Here is an 18,640-nt window from a genome sequence, read left to right as displayed (position 1 = left end):
TAGGTTTGTTTGCTCCAGAGTTAGCAGGATGATCACTCCCTACAAGTCAGGGTTGGGGTTGGCATCAATGAAATCCATCACGCCCTGATACTCAGGAGCCATGTCGAGCGGTTGGTTCTGGTATTCTAGTAGCCCCCACTGCCCCCACTTTTCGGGGCGATTGATGTCATTGTACTGGTTGAATAATCCACCCCCAAGCTGCTTCCACTGTTGCAGGAACTCCTTATACACGTCTCTCATGCGCGGATGGCGGCTGAGTTGGGTAAATAGAGCAGTTAACGGGGGTTCTTTATCGCCCGGTACTTTGTCGGCAGTGAGGGAATTTCCCCCTTCGTAGGCTGTGAGCCTGACCCCGTATTTCTGGGCGAGTTTATGGTTAGCGGCGATCGAGTCTTTGATGGTTGTTCGGATTTCGGGCAGCATCACCTCGTCAATGATCTGGTCGGGAGTCATTTTCAGAAGCTGATCGACTTTGGGCGGCTTGTTATAGTCTTGAACCCCAAAATAGGCGACGATGGCGTACTCGTCGGCGTGTTTGTAAGCATCCTTCCAGGTTAGGACTTTTTTGCCCCAGTCCAAGTTGTCGTTTTGGGATGCCAGAATCCGAACCAGGCGATCGTTGCCGTCAAACACCTCCTCAAAGATTTTAAACACCTCCACCGATCGCTGTGAGTAATAAAAGATAGCCGCATCCCATTGGTCACGGGTCAAACCTAATTCCAGCCCCTTTTTCTGGGCATACTCAGTCTGGGTGAAGGGACCAGCATAGTTCCAGACTTCGTTAGAGTACTCAATTCGGGCTTTGAGGCTGGGGTCGAGGCGATCGCGTACCATTGTGGCAAACTGGCGCACATAGTCATCCGTTGCCTGATGGGGAATGCAAAACCACGGGTCTGCCTTAAGTGCATTAGCAAGCTGGATCATATGTTCCAGGGCGGCACCCTTGTTCCCGGTTTGCGTGAGCGCGTTGGGAGTAGTGCGGTCTGACCAGTTGACAATGGGAGAGCCATTTGTCTCCATCCAGTCCATAAACCTGAGTACCCGGAACTTGGACAGTCGTTCCAGAAATAGGGGATGGAAGGGTTGGGTCTGGTAGGTGTTCTCAAACCCCGGCATAATCACCCGGATGTTGCGTACTGGGTTACTGGGCTTGGTTTCGTGAAGCTGAAACCGAATTCCGTCGGCATCGGGTTTGACGTTGACGACCATACGACCGGGCGATCGACTGATCACATCATCTCCAGCAATTTCTATCCGCCCTTCTCCTTCGTACAGGATGGTGTAATTGCCGCCAGGGAAATGTCCACCGTTATCGTAGAAAATCAATGCCTCTGCATACTGACCGGGTTCCAGGGATTGAACCCATCCCTCGGCTGTTAGGCTCAATTTACCTCCTTTACCCCAACTCGTCCCTTCCCGTTGCGAAATCCAACCGCCATTGATCTTAAACACATCCACAAAGGTCCAGGCGGTAGTCCAGTAGCTCAGTCCACTCAGGTTAATACCCACTGGAGACTGGGCATTGGGGGATTGCGATCGCGCCGCCACCAGGGTAGAAGTCGGAGTCGTCTTGCCTGTGGCATCGTTGCTCATAGTTGGAGATTTGATAGCTGGGTTGCGATCGCGGGTTTCTTGGCTGCCAAAACTTAGCCAATTGCCCGACCCATCAGAATTTGCCAGCTTTACCCCAACCAGCAGCAGACTGCCAATCAGAACAACGATTCCGATGCCTTTTTTAGAGAAATTTGCCACAGCGTCCCATCCCTGAGGTGTTGTCCACTGTTAGCTTGGCATTCGATTGCTTTTACGTCACGGTTTAGCCACCATCTTTACATCCCGTTTAACAGGCAAGCCGTAGAGAAGTGAAGCTATGACAACACTCATCCATTAACCCCCTCAAGCGTTGCTGAGTCTGGGTATGAATTAGAAGTGTATAAACTAAAACCTGGTCCCAACTCGTACAACTATTTGCCGCCCCCTTTCACTGCTCTAGCTGGGGCGGTGAATGATAGTTTCCATCACCCTGCGGCGGTCTTTGGGATTCACGCCAACCAGTCGCACATAGTGGTTGGCATGGTCTGCAAGGCAGGATTCAAGGGCAGCGATCGCTTCTGCACCATTGCCCTCATAGGTGCCGTAGGAAGTCCAGGAGCCAGTCCGAAAGCGCCTACCATCCACGAACTCAATCCCTAAACGATTTCCCTGGTTCAGGACCCGATTGACTTCGGTCACAATTTCAGGAGTGAGGGTGGTGCTGGAGGGTTGACCGGGGTAGCTCGTAGCAGGCGTGGGGTGGGGAGCGGGGGGAGATTGGCGATCGCTGGTGTGACCGTTGGGAATGGGGGGTTCATAGGAACGAAAAAATTCACGCGGAGGAACGTGTGAAGATGTGCTGCTTGTCCTTTCCAGTTCCTCTGTATCCTGTACCTTATACTCTGTAGCCTGTTCACGCCCTGTGCTGGGTTGATTTACCGCCACATTGCCCAGTTTACGACTCATGAATAAAGACTTGTTATATTCCTCAGATAGGCGTAGTTCTTGAATGCGCTGCTGTTCGCGCACTATTTGTCCACCCATTTCGATCAGGTGCGGCAGGCTGAAGTTCGGCTTGCGGAATTCGGGAATGGCATCTTTGGGGTTGACGACACGGTTAGAAATGTGCTCCAGTCCAACACTCTGGATGAAATCGCGCACTTGTTCATCGTAGAGGCGCGATCGCAACGCACTGTAGAAGTCAATTGCCTGATTGGGAAAGGCTTCCACCAGCCGAATGATGTCATCCCGTGACACATCATCTACTTCAAAAATGCCGCTGACAATGCCAATTCGATCATTGTGATCGGGTTCCCAGAAGAACTTTTCCATCCGCCCGTCACGGATCATAGGGGCATACAGGGTCGCAAAATCGTTCCCGGTAACAATGATCGGAATCCGTCGCAGGGGCGTATCGTCGTAACTTCCTGGCAACTGAACATTGGTGGGATTATCCGCAATGTTCATCATGGTGGCGTTGACCAATTGGGTATTAACCGTGTATTGGGTATATTCGTCCACCCGTCCGGCACCCGCATCAATATCATTGATCATGATTGCTGCCATCTTGCCCCGCACCTTCGTTACCTCATTTGCCTCCCGATAACGCAGGCGCAGCAATCTTGCGGGATCTCCTGCATCTGGGCTTTCCAGTTCACCGGCAGAGATATGAATCACTTCCACGCCCATCCGCTCAAACACCAGATCACACTGGAAGGTTTTACCCTCTCCCTTACGTCCGTGAATGCCAAGAATGAGTGGCACTTTCACATTCGGCAGATTGAGATAGTTTTTGGTGATGTGAACCGAAAGTTTGTCGAGAAAGCGGGGAGAGATGTAGTAACCCATGTTGACGAAATCTGTAGCAATGGCTTCAGCTTCATTATGGATTAGCCTGGTTAATCACGGTGTGATGATAGAAGAATCCGATCAGTGCACTCAACTCTGCTTATATACCTGACCTAAATTCAGTTGCAAAGTAAGAAGGTTTGAGAGAAAGAATTCCGCAGGAGTCGTTTCTCTCAATTGAAATAGGGGTAGTGTTCCAGCGTTCCGTAGGGGCAGTGCAGTGCATTGCCCTTACCAGACACCGATCACACATTTGAAACACCACCGAAATAGGATAGCTATCTCACCGTTTCATTCCAATGTAAGCGCGATTGAGGAGTCAGGAGTTTTAATCCTCTACCCGGATATTGAGAGAACTACTCAGTTTGACAAATTGCTGACGGGGGCGATCGTAAACCCAGGCTGCGATCGCTGTATTGCCTGATGGAAACACAGATGGAGAAAGCTGAACTGCCCATCTAGCTCTGTTACGCCGTCTAGAGTGACGTGCTTTTGCCACATCAGGACTGGGAAGATTGACAGCGGTATCTGCCATAAAGGCTTGACTACCGTCGTAGCTCAAGAATACCAATCTGGCTGGCTCGGAGCGGTCCGGCAAAATCGCCCATCCAGTAATGGTCAGATTTGTACAGTTAAGACAGGCTTTACGCACTATGGGAATAGACCCAGAATTGGGTGGGGAATCAATATAGCCGTAGGGAGTAGATGGGTTTTCTACAAAGCTCATTTGGGGAGCAGGAGCTAACAGCCCGATCTGTCGAAGAATTTTTACTCGATCGCGGAAAGCATCCCCCAGAGGGTAGAGCGTTTGTAGACAGTTGTTGGGTGAGTTCTCAACATAATCAATCACTTCCAGACAATTCTTTCCAATTGTCAGTTTCTCATGGTGTTGCCTTGCTGCATCTAAAGTATTCAAAGAGGAGAACAATGTCAGTAAGGACACCACACTGACGGTCAGCCTAAATCGTTTTGAACCTTGAATCTTGAAGAAGTTAATTAAGTTCTGCTTATCAAATGGTTCTTCTGATCTCAGCTTCCAAAGTTGAATTAAGGCAACAATGATGAGACTTGAAGTGGTTACATATCGAGAGGCACCCGCCTGAGATGCCCCAAATCCTGCTCTTCCTACCGTAGTCACCAGTGCAAACAGGAGGGTAAATATTCCCAATGAAATCCAGGGTGCTGCACTTTGTGAAAATGGAGAATTAGGTTTCTTCAAATAATCAATGAAAAACAATATGAAAACCAGGAAAACTAGAAGTCCTGCCAAAACCACCAGGTTAGAACCTGCCAAAAGTGGATGCCCCAGTAGGGTAAAGAAGTATTCTGCCGCCTTAAAAGGGTACTTTAGGAAAAAAAAGTTATCTGGATGCGCTGCTGGTTTCTTGTAACCTGAAAAGTAAATAGCACTCGTTAAAACAAACAACAAACCCCATACCCCTAACGCTAGAAATTTTGTTGGCGGAAACCGGAGCGATTCCCGATTGGAGTTATGGGGTTCCCAGACTAGAAGCGGAATGACTGCCAGCCAGGTAAATAGTCCATGAGCCAAAGAAAAAGAGGCGAGTACACAACAAATTGCCCCCAAACCAACCTTTACCCAGATAGATCGAAACCTTAAGGTCAGCAAAAAAATGCATAAGATGAGACAAATATTCACTAAATACCAGGTCATGATCAGTCCGATTAACCAACCTTCCCATTGGGCAAATGAGAAGAGCACTATCCCACAGGCAATGTTGGCAAGGTGAAATCGGCTCCCCCTGATAGAAGAAGTGTTCGCAGCAATCTTACATATCAGAAAATAGATGACCGCTACAAGAAAAACACTAAAGTATAACTCATACAAAGTATTCCAGTTAGAAATAAAAGCCAGGGCTACAATAATCAGTTTAGGAAAAGGAAGCCGGTGTTCATTATGAAGATCAAAAAAATCTTGAAAACCAGCTTTTCCTGAAGCAACTTTTTCAAATAAATCAACTAATTCCCACTGATCCCAATAGGGAACATTAACACCAAAATGGTTGACAAACCAGAGTACAGATAGGGGTGGAATTATATAAGCCACAGCCCACAAAACACTTGATTTAAGAGGAGGATTGAACTTGCCAAATATTTTTCTCATAACACGCAAATAGGGTTTCCTCGTCCTTGCATTTTAAGAATATCAAGGAGTGACGCTGGACTAATCCTCGGAGGATATTTGGATAGTTCTACGTCCTGCTGTAGCAAAAGGGTATATCCCCTCGTGAAGTCTAGAGGTAATCCCATGCATCGTCTGTTGATGTTCAGTCCTGCGAAGGTCGTCTGTTGATCCCGTTCAAAATGTATTCTGCTCTAGCCCAGGCTTTTTAGCACGGCAGGCTCAAGTACGATTCAGTCAGATGCATTGCCTCCCCTCTCGCCAATTGTTATAACTTTTTGTTACAGTCATCCCAGACCTGTGATTCCAAATCCGCAGGTTCTATCGTAATTCGTGTTTTACTCAGGTACATCCTGTTGAGACAGCCGCCTTCTCCCTCTTCCCCCTGCCCTTCCTCCTCTAACCCTCTCCACCATGCTCCGTCTGGAACACATCAGCAAAATTTACCCTACCGGCGAAATTCTCAAGGATATCAACTGGGAAGTTAAACCGGGCGATCGCATTGGTCTGGTTGGGGTCAACGGTGCAGGCAAATCGACTCAGCTAAAAATCATCTCTGGGGAGATTGAGCCAACTTCCGGTGAAGTCATCCGTCCTGCCAGTTTGCACATTGCCTACCTATCCCAAGAATTTGAGGTGGATCCCAATCGGATTGTGCGGGAGGAATTTTGGCGGGCGTTTAAGCAGGCAAATGAAGTCCATGAGGCACTGACACAGGTGCATCAGGAGATGGAAACGGCAGATCCTGAAACACTGGATCAACTGCTAAAGCAGATGGATCGATTCCAGCGTCAGTTTGAAGCGATGGATGGCTACGCCTTAGAGGCACGGATTGAGAGAATCTTGCCCGAAATGGGGTTTGAACCGGAGGATGGCGATCGCCTGGTCAGCGACTTCAGCGGCGGTTGGCAAATGCGCATGAGTTTGGGCAAGATTTTGTTGCAAGAACCTGACCTGCTGTTGCTGGACGAACCCACTAACCACCTGGATCTGGAAACCATTGAGTGGTTAGAGATTTACTTGAAGGGACTGAACACACCCATGGTGATTGTCTCCCATGACCGGGAGTTCCTGGATCGCCTCTGCACTCAAATTGTTGAAACCGAACGAGGTGTCTCCACTACCTATCTGGGTAACTATTCAGCCTATCTGCAACAAAAAGCTGAACAGCAAGAAGCCCAACTCAGTGCTTATGAACGGCAGCAGAAAGACCTGGAAAAGCAACAGGCATTTGTCGATCGCTTCCGTGCCAGTGCCACCCGCAGTACCCAGGCAAAAAGCCGGGAAAAGCAACTGGAGAAGGTTGAGCGCATCGCAGCCCCCGAATCTGGGCTGAGAACCCTCCACTTCCGCTTTCCGCCGCCTCCCCGCAGTGGGCGCGAAGTGGTCATTGTGAAAGATTTAACCCATGCCTATGGGGACAAAATTCTGTTTTTGGAAGCAGATTTGCTGATTGAACGGGGCGATCGCGTCTCCTTCCTGGGTCCCAATGGCTGTGGTAAGTCCACCTTGTTGCATCTGATGGTTGGGATGGAAGAGCCAACCGAGGGTAGCGTCAAGTTTGGCGAGCACAACGTTATTCCCAGCTATTTTGAGCAGAACCAGGCAGAGGCACTAGAACTGCAAAAGACCGTAATGGAAACTATTCACGATGAAATGCCCGAATGGAGCAATGAAGAAGTGCGGACGCTGCTGGGGCGATTTCTATTTAGCGGTGATACTGTCTTTAAAAAGGTAGAAGCCCTCAGTGGTGGCGAAAAAGCACGACTGGCACTGGCAAAGATGTTGCTGCAACCCGCCAACCTGTTGATTTTGGATGAACCCACCAACCACCTGGATATTCCCGCTAAGGAAATGCTGGAAGAAGCCCTCCAGCACTACGACGGAACCGTGATTATCGTCTCCCACGATCGCTACTTTATTTCCAAAGTTGCCAACAAAATTGTCGAAATTCGGGATGGGGAACTTCGCCTCTACCGGGGCGATTACCACTATTATCTGGATAAGATCGAAGAAGAGAAGGAAAAAACACGACTGGCGGCGATCGAAGCTCAAAAAGCGGCTAAAGCGGCTGAGAAACGGACTAAACAAAAGGAAAAAGAAAAAGCCCGGAAAACTGGTAAGTAGGTGCGGCTAATGAATTGCCCAAACGAGCGGTTGGCAATCCGTTTGCCGAAATTTTGATCACAGCCAAACATGTGGCCCTAAATACATCATCTCCAACCCAAACTGGGATGAAATTCTATTCCTGAAAATGTCTGATCCTAATTCAACTCGATTTGTGAAGCTGAGGAACAAAGTTTAATTTTGAGGCTGGAATGACGGAAGGCTCTTTTCCACTGCCCAAACACAAACGGTTGAGTTGGTAAGAGCTTGAGTGCGCTTTGATCCGCTTGCTCACATAGTCCCCGTCGGGATAACCCATAGCCCTGCATCACGCGCTCATTGAATGCGATCGCTCCTTTAGAGTTGCAGCCCAGCGCTGTTTAGCCAATGGGGATGTCATGCTAAAGACAACACCTCGATTCAATCTCAAAAATTCGCTCGAAAGATAGATAGACTACTCTGAATTAAATGGTAAGAGTCAGGAGGGGGAAGCCATACAGTTTTTCCCTAATTCTGGCTTTTTCCATTGTCATGACTGAGAAATAGCTGTGGTGACCCCAACAATTATACTAATCTGATTCAGACTCCATCACTGTGACCCATAATGAACCCTAACAGCGCCGAAACGGTTTTTGTCGGGGACAGCGAAATGGCAAGGCTAATGCGATCGCACGACTGGTCGCAAACCTCATTGGGTTCACCAGAGCAATGGCCACAGAGCTTAAAAACGACCGTCCGAATTGTGCTAACGTCTCGCCAACCCATGTTTGTCTGGTGGGGCGACCAACTGCTGAACCTCTACAACGATGCCTATGCTGCTTTTCTTCATACCAAGCATCCAGCCCTGGCCCAACCCGCTTCGCAACTCTGGTACGAGGTTTGGGATCAGCTTGCACCCCGGATCGAATCTGCCCGTTGCACGAATGAGGGTACGTTTGACGAAGCGCTGCTTTTCATTATGGAGCGCAAAGGCTACCCGGAGGAAACCTACATAACGTTCTCCTACAGCCCCATTCCGAATGATGAAGGCACCATTGGCGGTATTCTTTGCGCCTGTAACGATGACACTCATCGCATTGTCGGAGAGCGACAGTTGGCACTGTTGCGGGAACTAGCAGCCAAAGCCGTAGATGCCCGTACCTTTAATGAAGCCTGTACTCTGAGTGCAAGCTGCCTGGAAACCAACCCTTATGATCTCCCCTTTGCCCTGATCTATTTGGTGGATTCAGAGCGCCAGTGTGCTGTTTTGGCAGGAAACAGTGGCATTGAGCGAGGACACGCGATCGCCCCCGAAGCCGTTGCGTTTGAAGATGACTCGATTTGGTCGTTTGCAGAGGTGGTCAAATCCCAGCAGATTGGTTTGGTTGCGGATTTGGCAGCCCGGTTTGAGAACTTGCCGAGGGGAGCCTGGGATCGATCGCCCCATCAAGCCGTGGTAGTACCCATCGCGCCGTCAGGACGGATGGGGAAAGCTGGCATTTTGGTGGTTGGTTTGAACCCCTTTAGACGTTTCGACGACTCCTATCGGGGATTTATTGATCTGGTTTCGGCTCAAATTGCTGCCAGCCTTGCCAATGCTCAAGTCTACGAAGAAGAACGTAAACGAGCCGAGAGCTTGGCAGCAGAAGCCACTCAGCAAAACATAGAAACGATTCTATCGAGCATTAGTGATGCATTTGTCGTGCTGGATCAAGACTGCCGTTTCACCTACGTCAACGATCGCTACTGTGAAATTGTTAATACGGAGCGGGAAGCCCTGCTAAGCCAAATCGTTTGGGAGCGGTTTCCCGAAGCAGCGGACAGTGAAGCTGAGAGGCAGTTTGAGCGGGCATTGAGCCAGCAAACCCCGGTGGAGTTTGAGTGGCTATTTCCCGCCTGGAACCGCTGGTTTGAGTATCGGATTTATCCATCGCCCGATGGGCTGACCATTTTCCTGACGGAGATTAGCGATCGCAAGCAAGCGGAAGCAGCCTTGCATCAGAGCGAAGCACAGTTTCGTCAGCTTGCCGATGCCATGCCCCAAATTGTTTGGATTGCCGATGCTGAAGGCAATCCTGAATATGTGAGCCAACGCTGGGTTGACTATACCGGACTCACTCTGGAGCAGACGATAGAGCAAAGTTGGATCAATCAGGTGATTCACCCCGACGACCTGGAGCCAACCTATGAGATTTGGCGAGCCTGCTTGGCAACTGGAACGCTTTACCAAACGGAATTTCGCTTAAGACAGGCGTTTGCAGAGCAGCCTGAAACTGCTTACCGCTGGTTTTTGTGTCGAGCCGTGCCCATTCACAATTCCCAAGGACAGATTACCCACTGGTATGGCACCCTCACCGATTTGCATGAACGCAAGCAAACCGAAATGGCCTTGAGCCAATCCGAGGGTCGGTTTCGCCGCATTTTCGAGTGCAATATGGTGCCGATGGGGATTTGGTCACGCTCAGGTGGCGTTTTGCATGCCAATGATGCCTTACTCGATCTGATTGGTTACACCCGCCCGGAACTGGAAGCAGGACAGATTAACTGGCTAACCCTCACACCCCCTGAATGGTTGCCACAGGACGAGGCTGCTTTGGCAGAGATTGCTGCTAAGGGCTTCAGCACTCCATTTGAGAAGGAATTTTTCCACAAACAAGGGTACCGAGTCCCGATTCTCATCGGAGGCGCATCCTTTCTGGACGATCAAGGCACTGGCATCTTTTTTGCCGTTGACCTGACGGAGCGCAAACAAACCGAGGAAGCCCTGCGGCGCAGCGAAGGGCGGCAGGCTTTCTTACTGAAGTTCAACGACACAGTTCGACCCCTAATGGATGCTGAGGAAATCCCATATCAAGCGGCTTGTGTGTTAGGGGAACATTTAGGGGCAAACCGGGTGGGATATGCCGAGGATCAGGCAGACGGTGAGACGATCGTGGTGAGGCGAAACTACACGAACGGCGTACCCGGTGTGGCGGGGCGATATCGCTACGATGACTATGGTGAGGGGCTTTTACGGGAGTTCCAAGCCGGACGTATGTTTACTCGCAGCGACATCGCCAATGACCCAACGCTGACCGATGCAGAGAAAGCGGCTCATGCTGTCCTGCAAGTGAGGGCGACGATGAATGTGCCGTTGGTTAAGGCAGGTCGCCTGATCGCTGTCCTGTTTGTCCATTACCAGGTGGCGCATCACTGGTCGGCTGAGGAGGTTTCGCTGATTCAAGACGTTGCCGATCGCATCTGGGCAGCGGTGGAACGGGCGCGGGCTGAAATTGCGCTACGCCAATCCGAGGAACGCTACCGGACACTGTTTGAGTCGATTGATGAGGGCTTTGCCATCCTTGAGATGCTGTTTGATGAGAACAATACACCCGTCGATTACTGCTTCTTAGAAATTAACCCGGTCTTTGAGCAACAAACGGGACTGCAACAAGCCGTGGGTAAAACAGCGCGTCAGTTGATTCCGGGTCTGGAAGACTTCTGGATTGAGACCTATGGCCGAGTTGCCCTGACGGGTGAACCGATTCGCTGTGAGAATTGCTCTGTGCCCATGAACCGATGGTTTGATGTTTATGCCTGCCGCATCGGTGAACCAGAGGCACGCAAAGTGGCGGTCGTCTTCAAAGATATCAGCGATCGCAAGCAAGCCGAAGCCGAACGCGAACAACTGCTGGCCCGCGAACAAGCGGCACGAGAAGCCGCCGAAGCCGCCAGTCGCATCAAAGATGAGTTTTTGGCAGTCGTGTCCCATGAGTTGCGATCGCCCCTCAACCCGATTCTCGGCTGGTCAAAGCTATTGCGAAGTCGCCAATTAGATGCCGAAAAAACTGATCGCGCTCTAGAAGTGATTGAGCGCAATGCCCAGATGCAAGCGCAACTGATTAACGACCTACTAGACGTGTCTCGCATTCTGCGCGGCAAACTCAGCCTGGATACCAAGCCTATTGATCTAGTTGCCACCATTCAAGCGGCAATGGAGACCGTGCGACTCGCAGCAGAAGCTAAATTGATTCAAATTCATATCCAATTTGAACCGGATGTTGGACAGATCGCAGGAGACGAAGGGCGCTTACAGCAAGTCATTTGGAATCTTCTAACTAACGCCATTAAGTTCACCTCTGAGGGCGGACGGGTGGATGTGAGTTTGGAGCGAGTTGAAGAAGGAGAGAAGGGAGAGAGATTCACTACTTCCCTCTCCTCCTCTTCTTACGCTCAAATCACTGTCACGGATACGGGTAAGGGCATTCCCCCTGATTTTCTGCCCCATGTATTTGAGCAATTTCGCCAAGAGAGTTCTGCGACAACTCGACGCTTTGGTGGGCTGGGGTTAGGGCTAGCGATCGTCCGCTATTTGGTAGAACTGCACGGTGGCACAATACAGGCAGACAGCTCCGGTGAAGGACAAGGAGCCACCTTTACCGTCAAATTACCACTAATGCCTCATCAACCGATAACGCAGCCAGACCCGAAACCCTCTGAATTCTCTCTGGATTTGCAAGGTACTCGCATTCTGGTCGTGGATGATGATGACAATACCCGCGAGTTTCTTGCTTTCTTGCTAGAGCTACACGGGGCAAATGTGATTGCTACAGCAACCGCAAGTGAGGCACTCACGACACTCACGCAGTTCAAACCAGAGGTGTTGTTGAGTGATATTGGGATGCCCGATGTGGATGGCTATATGCTAATGCGCCAGGTGAGAGCTTTGCCAGCAGAGCAAGGGGGAACAATTCCTGCGATCGCCCTGACGGCCTATGCCGGAGAACTTGATTATCAGCAGGCCATGGCAGCAGGCTTTCAACAACACATAGCCAAACCGATCGACCCCCAGGTATTAATCCAGGCGATCGCTTCCCTCTTAGAGCAATCCACCGCCACCTAACCCAGTTTCAACGGATGGTGATTCGATAGATAAGTTGTCTTATCTGTTTGCCGAAATCATCGTTATTACATGGCAAGTTAATTCTGAACATTAGACGGTAGCCCACTTTCGTAAAGGATAGATAAAATAGGTGGTGACCAATTTTTTAATCCCCTATGTCAACCATCCCTCGCTTCCTCCGCTGTCCTAACTGTGGCTCCGATGACATCATCATGAAAAATGGCACGACCCGACGGGGCAAACAAAATTATAAATGTCGCGACTGTAGTCGCCAATTTGTTGAGAATCCCCAGTGGAAACGTCGAGAAGCGGACAGCACCACGATGTTATCAATCCCCTCTCCCTGCAATGCTCGGTGTAATCCAAACCCCGAAAATCCCGCTTCATAGGCGCTATGTATCTCTGCTCCTGGAAAAAATTGATGCAGTTGTTGTCCTAACTGCTCTGGTTCTGCTGGGGTTGTCCATCGTTTCACCTCCATTTGTTTCACTCGTGCCACAACTGAATACGTTCGCTTATGAACATCGATACCCACATACACCGTCTCACCGATATATGATCTGGGTTGTGCGGTGGATTTCATACAAGTTTCCTCGCTTGATGGGTTTGTATACTTCAAGCTTATGGGTGACTTGTCTCACCGCACTTTACTTTTTCATCATAGGGACAACCTACAAGATCGGCGATCGCACTTCATTTGTTTGAGAATTGCTATAACCCTATCCGCCATTTCTGATTATTGCTGGGATTCGGTAATGAAGTCACCGATCACCGTAATTACTAAAAAAATTCCGGCAATGGTAACGCCAATGACGCGACTGTGGGTAGTAGCCAGAACCACCAGCGCCAGTACGATCAGGGTAGGAAGTTTGTTCTTTACAAACACATCCAAAACATTTCTCAGGTCGCTACGCAGTTTGTCTCGTGCAGCCAAATTTTTCTGGTCCGTAAAGTATGCCAGGATTTGCCCTGTTGTGATCAGCAAAAACAGTTTGCTGCGGGTGGCAGCGTAAAAATCAGGACGGAGTTCCAGGGCACGATCAAAATCGGCGATCGCGGCTTCTGCCCGCCCCAGCCTTCGTAAGGTTAACCCCCGTTGATGCCATAGTTTGTAGTCATCGGGACTGAGTTCTAACGCCTGGTCATAACTTCCCAAGGCTTCTGAATGGCGGTTTAATTTTTTCAAAGCAGATGCCCGATAGACCCAAAGTTCATGGTCATCAGGGTTTAGCTCAAGGGCGCGATCGCAACTGGCAATTTCTTCTTCATAGCGGTTTAGCTGCTTTAGCACCAGTGCCTTAACTCGCCAGTTGTTAAACTCATCCGGTTTCACGGCAAGTGCCTGATTACAACTCTCCAAAGCTTCTTCAGGGCGATCATTTTTTGCCAGCGTAACAGCACGCAAGCTCCAGAGGTGATGGGCATCGGGTTTAATTTTCAAGGCGTGATCATAGCTTTCCAGTGCCTCCGCGTAACGGCGCAGACTAGACAACAAGCCAGCCCGTTCTCTCCAGGCATAATAGTCTTCCGGCTCAAGCTGAAGCAACTGGTCGTAACTGAACAGCGCTTCTTCATAGTCACCAATTTCCTTTAGTGCCCGCCCCCGACTTCTCCATAGGTGGGCATCTTCCAGGGTCAACTCCAAGGCTTCTTCATAGCTAGCCAGCGCTTGCCGCTGTCGCCCCATCTTCAGCAGCGCATCCCCCCGATTTCTCCAGGCTTTAGCGTCAGCAGGGTTGAGTTGAATCATCTGGTCATAGCTAGCGATCGCCGCCTCATACCGTTCCAACTTTTCCAGAGAGATTCCCCGGTGGTACCAGGCAGCACAAAAACCGGGAGTCAGTTCTAGTGCCTGGTCGAAACTGGTCATTGCCGCTTCAATTTGTCCCAGGTGGTGCAGGGCAATCCCCCGTTTGAGCCAGATGGTGTGGGCATCGGGTTTAAGTTCCAGGGCGCGATCGCAGTTGGTGACTACCTCCTCGTATCGTTCCAGTTTTCTCAGCGTATTTCCTCGCTCTACCCAGGCACGATAGAAGTCTGGTTTAAGTTCCAGGGCGCGATCGAAACTGGCGATCGCTGCCTCATACTGCTGGTCACCTGCCCTTGCCTGTCCCTCCTGGTAAAACAGCAATGCCCGAATTTCCCCAGGTGTGGCGGCGTCCTCCAATTTCTGACGACGTTCCTCCGCGGTCAGGACGGCGTAGAACTCATAGTCCACTTCTGAAAAATCATCGGTTTGGCTCATAAGGTCGCCCAGAAATAGTAGACTGACTGACGGGGGATTTTTAGGTGGGAGGTGGGAGGTCAGGGTTGAGCGATCGCTCTGGAATTGTAACTAACCCCACATCTCATATAGCGTTTCCTTTCTGGGTGAGGTACATTTCATCTGTTTGACTCAAGGATTCTACGGCTATCCATGTACCTCACTGGATTCAAAAACGCTATAACACTGACTGAAATTCCTTCGATCTCCTTTCCTCTATTCTCTTCCCCTAGTTTCCCACTACATTTACCTACCACCCACCACCTTTTTGCCCCTGACCCCTATCTCCTACCAAAATCTTTCTATGAACACAGAACTTGACCCCAGTACACAAATGAAACAGCAAGTTGGAGAAGCGGCTGCGGCTAAGGTGCAGTCAGGTTCTATTGTAGGCTTGGGAACCGGGTCAACGGCTGCATTTATGATCCAGGCATTGGGTGATCGCCTCAAATCCGGTGATCTGAAAGATATTAAGGGAATTACAACTTCGTTCCAGGGAGAAGTGCTGGCGCGGGAATCTGGCATCCCTCTAACCTCATTAAATGAAATCGATCATATTGATATTGCGATCGATGGTGCCGATGAAGTAGATCCGCAAAAGAATCTGATTAAGGGGGGTGGGGCTGCTCATACTCAAGAAAAGTTGGTGGCAGCCTTTGCAAAGCAGTTCATCGTCATTGTAGACAGTGGCAAACTGGTAAACAAGCTAAATTTGGGCTTTTTACTGCCGGTAGAAGTGCTGCCGATGGCTCTGAACCCGGTTTCTAAGGCAATTGAGCAATTGGGTGGTAAACCCCAACTGCGGATGGCAGTCAAAAAATCTGGACCCGTTGTGACTGATCAGGGCAACCTGATTTTAGATGTTAAGTTCGAGAATGGCATTGACAATCCGGCTGAGTTGGAAAAGACCCTCAATAATATTCCAGGGGTGCTGGAAAATGGACTGTTCATCGGGTTAACTGATTTAGTTCTGGTGGGTGAAGTCGTTGATGGTAAGCCCGTTGTACGGGAGATGTAGAATTTTGCATCCCGTTCAGTAGCTATCTTCAGTCAAATATGGGAATCCTAGGGTGTGATAAGCGATACCCGGAAACTCCCATGCGTGTCGATCAAATTTTTCTTGATCTGCTTGATTGGATTAAGCGTGTTCTTGTATCTAAGCAGGATAAAGCGGTTCACAAGCCCTATGAAATTCTCAAGCAATACCGGGGTAGACAGGGAATTCTCAAGCTAGTCGTGCGTGATACACCTCGTGCTGTCCGTACTTATATTTTTTCGCCTTTTCAGGAACCTCAGACCAATCGTGTTCAAGTCAAAAAAGACATTCACATTTGTCTGGATCATCTTTGGCAATCCACGCAAACCAAACCTAGCCAGCAAAACCCAGCGAAGTCTCAGAAGTCACGTTCCAGGTTTGCCAATAGCCATCGGATTACGATTTTTGAAGCTTCCCGTTTTCTCAATAAAGATGGAACCTATGACACCAACCAGATTTATTGTGAAGATCTGAACCTGGTGGGTAAGGCTGCTTATCGAGATCAGCTAGCCATCCCGATTGTGGATGATCTGTCAATGATCTTGAAAGAGTTTCCAGTCGATACGATTGATTGGAAGTTTGAGATTGAAACGGGCTGCAAACGTTATCTAGGCTCTCACTGGAAGCCGAGCCAATCACAAGATCTGAATGCGGTTTAAAGGTGAAGGCTGTTCAAGGTTAATCAGTGGCTCTGTGCTATGAACGAGCCACTAAAGTTACGATCGCGCCTAATTCCAACTATTCCATCTCCCCTCAAATGCTTTAGCATGATCCAATGGAATACAGACGATTTGGACGTACAGACCTTCAAATACCCGTCTTCTCCTGTGGCGGGATGCGGTATCAGTATAAGTGGCAGGACTTACCCCTGCGGGAGGTTCCCCGTGACAGTCAAGATAATTTAGAGGCTACGATTCGGCGATCGCTGGAAGTCGGCATCAACCATATTGAAACTGCACGGGGCTACGGTAGCTCCGAAATGCAGTTGGGGCAGATCTTACCCACCCTTCCCCGCGAAGAGTTGATTGTTCAGACTAAGATCTGCCCTGAAGCAGATGCAGAGCAGTTTCGTCGAACCTTTGACCAATCCCTTGCCTACCTCAAGCTCGACTACGTTGACCTGCTGGGCTTGCATGGCATTAACACCGATGAACTACTGAGCGACTCCGTTCGTCCGGGTGGCTGTCTGGATGTGGTGCGGCAATTGCAAAAAGAAGGCAAAGTACGGTTTGTTGGCTTTTCTACCCACGGACCGACGGATGTGATTGTGCGGGCAATTGAAACCAATCAGTTTGACTATATCAACCTGCACTGGTACTACATCAATCAGACCAACTGGCGGGCAATTGAAGCGGCGACCCGGTTCGACATGGGCATCTTCATTATCAGCCCATCGGATAAGGGAGGAATGCTTTACAATCCCCCTTCACGCCTGGTCGATCTTTGCGCTCCTTTCAGCCCCATCATGTTCAATGACCTGTTTTGCCTCAGCCATTCCCAGGTCCACACCCTCAGCATCGGTGCTTCCTGCCCCCAAGACTTTGACGAACATCTAAAAGCTCTGGAATTTCTGAATAGAACCGACGAAGTCTTACCCCCCATCATTGAACGGTTGGAGCAGGCAGCGATCGCCCGGTTGGGCGAAGCGTGGTACAAAACCTGGCACGTTGGGTTACCCAACCCTTCAGAGACCCCCGGCGGTTTGAATATTCCAGTCCTGTTGTGGCTCAGGAACCTGGCGATCGCCTATGACATGGTTGACTTTGCCAAAGCCCGGTACAACTTATTGGGGCAGGCAAATCACTGGTTCCCCGGTGCCAGAGCCGAGCAAATAGATCGGGGTGCTTTGAAAGCATGTCTGGCTCACAGTCCCCATGCTGAAGTCATTCCAGACCTTTTGATCGAAACCCATCAACTACTTGCTGATCAGCCTGCCCAGAGACTTTCCCAACAGTAGGGGTCTGTTAGACTCTCTATGGGACCTATTTGTCCTCTACCAGGTGGAGCAAAACATGGCAGACACACTTGCAGGTAAGGTGGCATTGGTGACGGGCGGTTCACGGGGTATGGGGGCAGCGATCGCCAAACGGCTTGCCCAGGATGGAGCTGCTGTCGCGCTTACCTACACGAGTTCGCCCCAAAAAGCTGAAGAGGTGGTACACGCGATTGAAGCCGCCGGGGGAAAAGCTCTGGCAATTCGGGCGGACAGTGCCGATGTGGCAGCGGTAAAAAACGCCGTTGCCGAAACCGTCAACCGCTTTGGTCGCCTCGATATTCTTGTCAATAATGCCGGAGTTGCCACTCTAGCGCCAATTGACCAGTTCTCGATGGAGGAGTTTGAGCGTTTGTTGGCAGTCAACGTCAGGGGTGTGTTTGTGGCAACCCAGGAGGCGGTTCGTCACATGGGCGAGGGCGGACGGATCATTATGATTGGCAGCATTAATAGCGATGTTGCCCCTTTTGTTGGCTGTTCGGTCTACGCCCTGACCAAGGGGGCGATCGCCAGCTTTACCCGCGGTCTTGCCCACGATTTGGGGGCACGCGGTATCACTGTGAACAACATCCAACCCGGTCCCATTGATACCGATATGAATCCGGCGGATGGTTCTTTTGCCGAGGGGCTGAAGCAGATGATTGCCCTCGGTCGCTATGGACAAGCCAACGAGGTCGCTGGGCTGGTTGCCTATCTTGCCAGTCCTGAAGCTGCCTTTGTGACAGGTGCAAGCTGGAAGATTGATGGCGGTCTGACGGCTTAGGAACATGGTGCGTCCGGCTCCAGTAACCTGACCAAAACCCAATAAGCGACCTTAAAAGCGATTCAAAAACCTGAACTTGCGGTCCAAACTCATG

Annotated in this window: 11 protein-coding genes and 1 pseudogene; 7 read left to right on the top strand and 5 right to left on the bottom strand. The window is 50.1% G+C overall.

The window, feature by feature from the left end:
- Positions 1-39 precede the first annotated feature (39 nt).
- The 3 genes from AC1S52_RS24405 to AC1S52_RS24395 all read right to left on the bottom strand — a co-directional run bounded on the left by AC1S52_RS24405 (position 40) and on the right by AC1S52_RS24395 (position 4,933).
- On the bottom strand, positions 40-1,752 hold the full coding sequence (locus AC1S52_RS24405; protein WP_482031640.1) for a hypothetical protein: 1,713 nt from the start codon (positions 1,750-1,752) through the stop codon (positions 40-42).
- 237 nt (positions 1,753-1,989) lie between these two features.
- Complete coding sequence (locus AC1S52_RS24400; RefSeq protein WP_482031639.1) at positions 1,990-3,381, bottom strand: RuBisCO small subunit-like domain-containing protein; 1,392 nt, start codon at positions 3,379-3,381, stop codon at positions 1,990-1,992.
- Positions 3,382-3,709: 328 nt separating this feature from the next.
- Positions 3,710-4,933 (bottom strand): hypothetical protein, encoded by a 1,224-nt coding sequence (locus AC1S52_RS24395; protein WP_482031638.1) that lies wholly within the window; start codon positions 4,931-4,933, stop codon positions 3,710-3,712.
- Between the two features lie 1,005 nt (positions 4,934-5,938).
- Here AC1S52_RS24395 and AC1S52_RS24390 point away from each other — a divergent pair.
- From AC1S52_RS24390 to AC1S52_RS24380, 3 genes and pseudogenes are all read left to right on the top strand, one after another.
- Positions 5,939-7,651, top strand: a complete 1,713-nt coding sequence (locus tag AC1S52_RS24390) for an ABC-F family ATP-binding cassette domain-containing protein (protein WP_482031637.1) — start codon at positions 5,939-5,941, stop codon at positions 7,649-7,651.
- A gap of 583 nt (positions 7,652-8,234) precedes the next feature.
- Positions 8,235-12,491 carry a PAS domain S-box protein gene (locus tag AC1S52_RS24385; protein WP_482031636.1) on the top strand — a complete coding sequence of 1,419 codons (4,257 nt, stop codon included), beginning with the start codon at positions 8,235-8,237 and terminating at the stop codon, positions 12,489-12,491.
- Between the two features lie 155 nt (positions 12,492-12,646).
- Positions 12,647-12,772 (top strand): annotated as a pseudogene (locus tag AC1S52_RS24380) (IS1/IS1595 family N-terminal zinc-binding domain-containing protein); the annotation flags it as partial.
- On the opposite strand, the gene AC1S52_RS24375 reads toward AC1S52_RS24380, so the two are convergent.
- Both AC1S52_RS24375 and AC1S52_RS24370 read right to left on the bottom strand, forming a co-directional pair.
- A complete protein-coding gene (locus AC1S52_RS24375; RefSeq protein WP_482031656.1) occupies positions 12,739-13,074 on the bottom strand; it encodes a hypothetical protein in 336 nt (111 codons plus the stop codon). The pseudogene AC1S52_RS24380 and the gene AC1S52_RS24375 sit on opposite strands and share 34 nt — an antisense overlap.
- A 153-nt stretch (positions 13,075-13,227) precedes the next feature.
- Positions 13,228-14,736: a tetratricopeptide repeat protein gene (locus AC1S52_RS24370; RefSeq protein ID WP_482031635.1), complete on the bottom strand. Its 1,509-nt coding sequence runs from the start codon at positions 14,734-14,736 to the stop codon at positions 13,228-13,230.
- Positions 14,737-15,058: 322 nt separating this feature from the next.
- On the opposite strand from AC1S52_RS24370, the gene rpiA reads away from it, so the two are divergent.
- The 4 genes from rpiA (at position 15,059) to AC1S52_RS24350 (ending at position 18,546) form a co-directional block, all read left to right on the top strand.
- Positions 15,059-15,772 carry a ribose-5-phosphate isomerase RpiA gene (gene rpiA, locus AC1S52_RS24365; protein ID WP_482031634.1) on the top strand — a complete coding sequence of 238 codons (714 nt, stop codon included), beginning with the start codon at positions 15,059-15,061 and terminating at the stop codon, positions 15,770-15,772.
- 80 nt (positions 15,773-15,852) lie between these two features.
- Positions 15,853-16,449, top strand: a complete 597-nt coding sequence (locus AC1S52_RS24360; RefSeq protein WP_482031633.1) for a hypothetical protein — start codon at positions 15,853-15,855, stop codon at positions 16,447-16,449.
- A 116-nt stretch (positions 16,450-16,565) separates the two neighbouring features.
- Entirely contained in the window at positions 16,566-17,747 is a 1,182-nt protein-coding gene (locus tag AC1S52_RS24355) for an aldo/keto reductase (protein WP_482031632.1), read from the top strand.
- 55 nt (positions 17,748-17,802) lie between these two features.
- Positions 17,803-18,546, top strand: coding sequence for a 3-oxoacyl-ACP reductase family protein (locus AC1S52_RS24350; RefSeq protein ID WP_482031631.1), 744 nt, complete (start codon positions 17,803-17,805; stop codon positions 18,544-18,546).
- The last annotated feature ends 94 nt before the right edge of the window (positions 18,547-18,640 follow it).

It is taken from the genome of Kovacikia sp. CALU 1929 (assembly GCF_056784235.1).
Note: the sequence above shows the minus strand (reverse complement) of the source record. Positions and strands in the feature narration are given on the sequence as shown.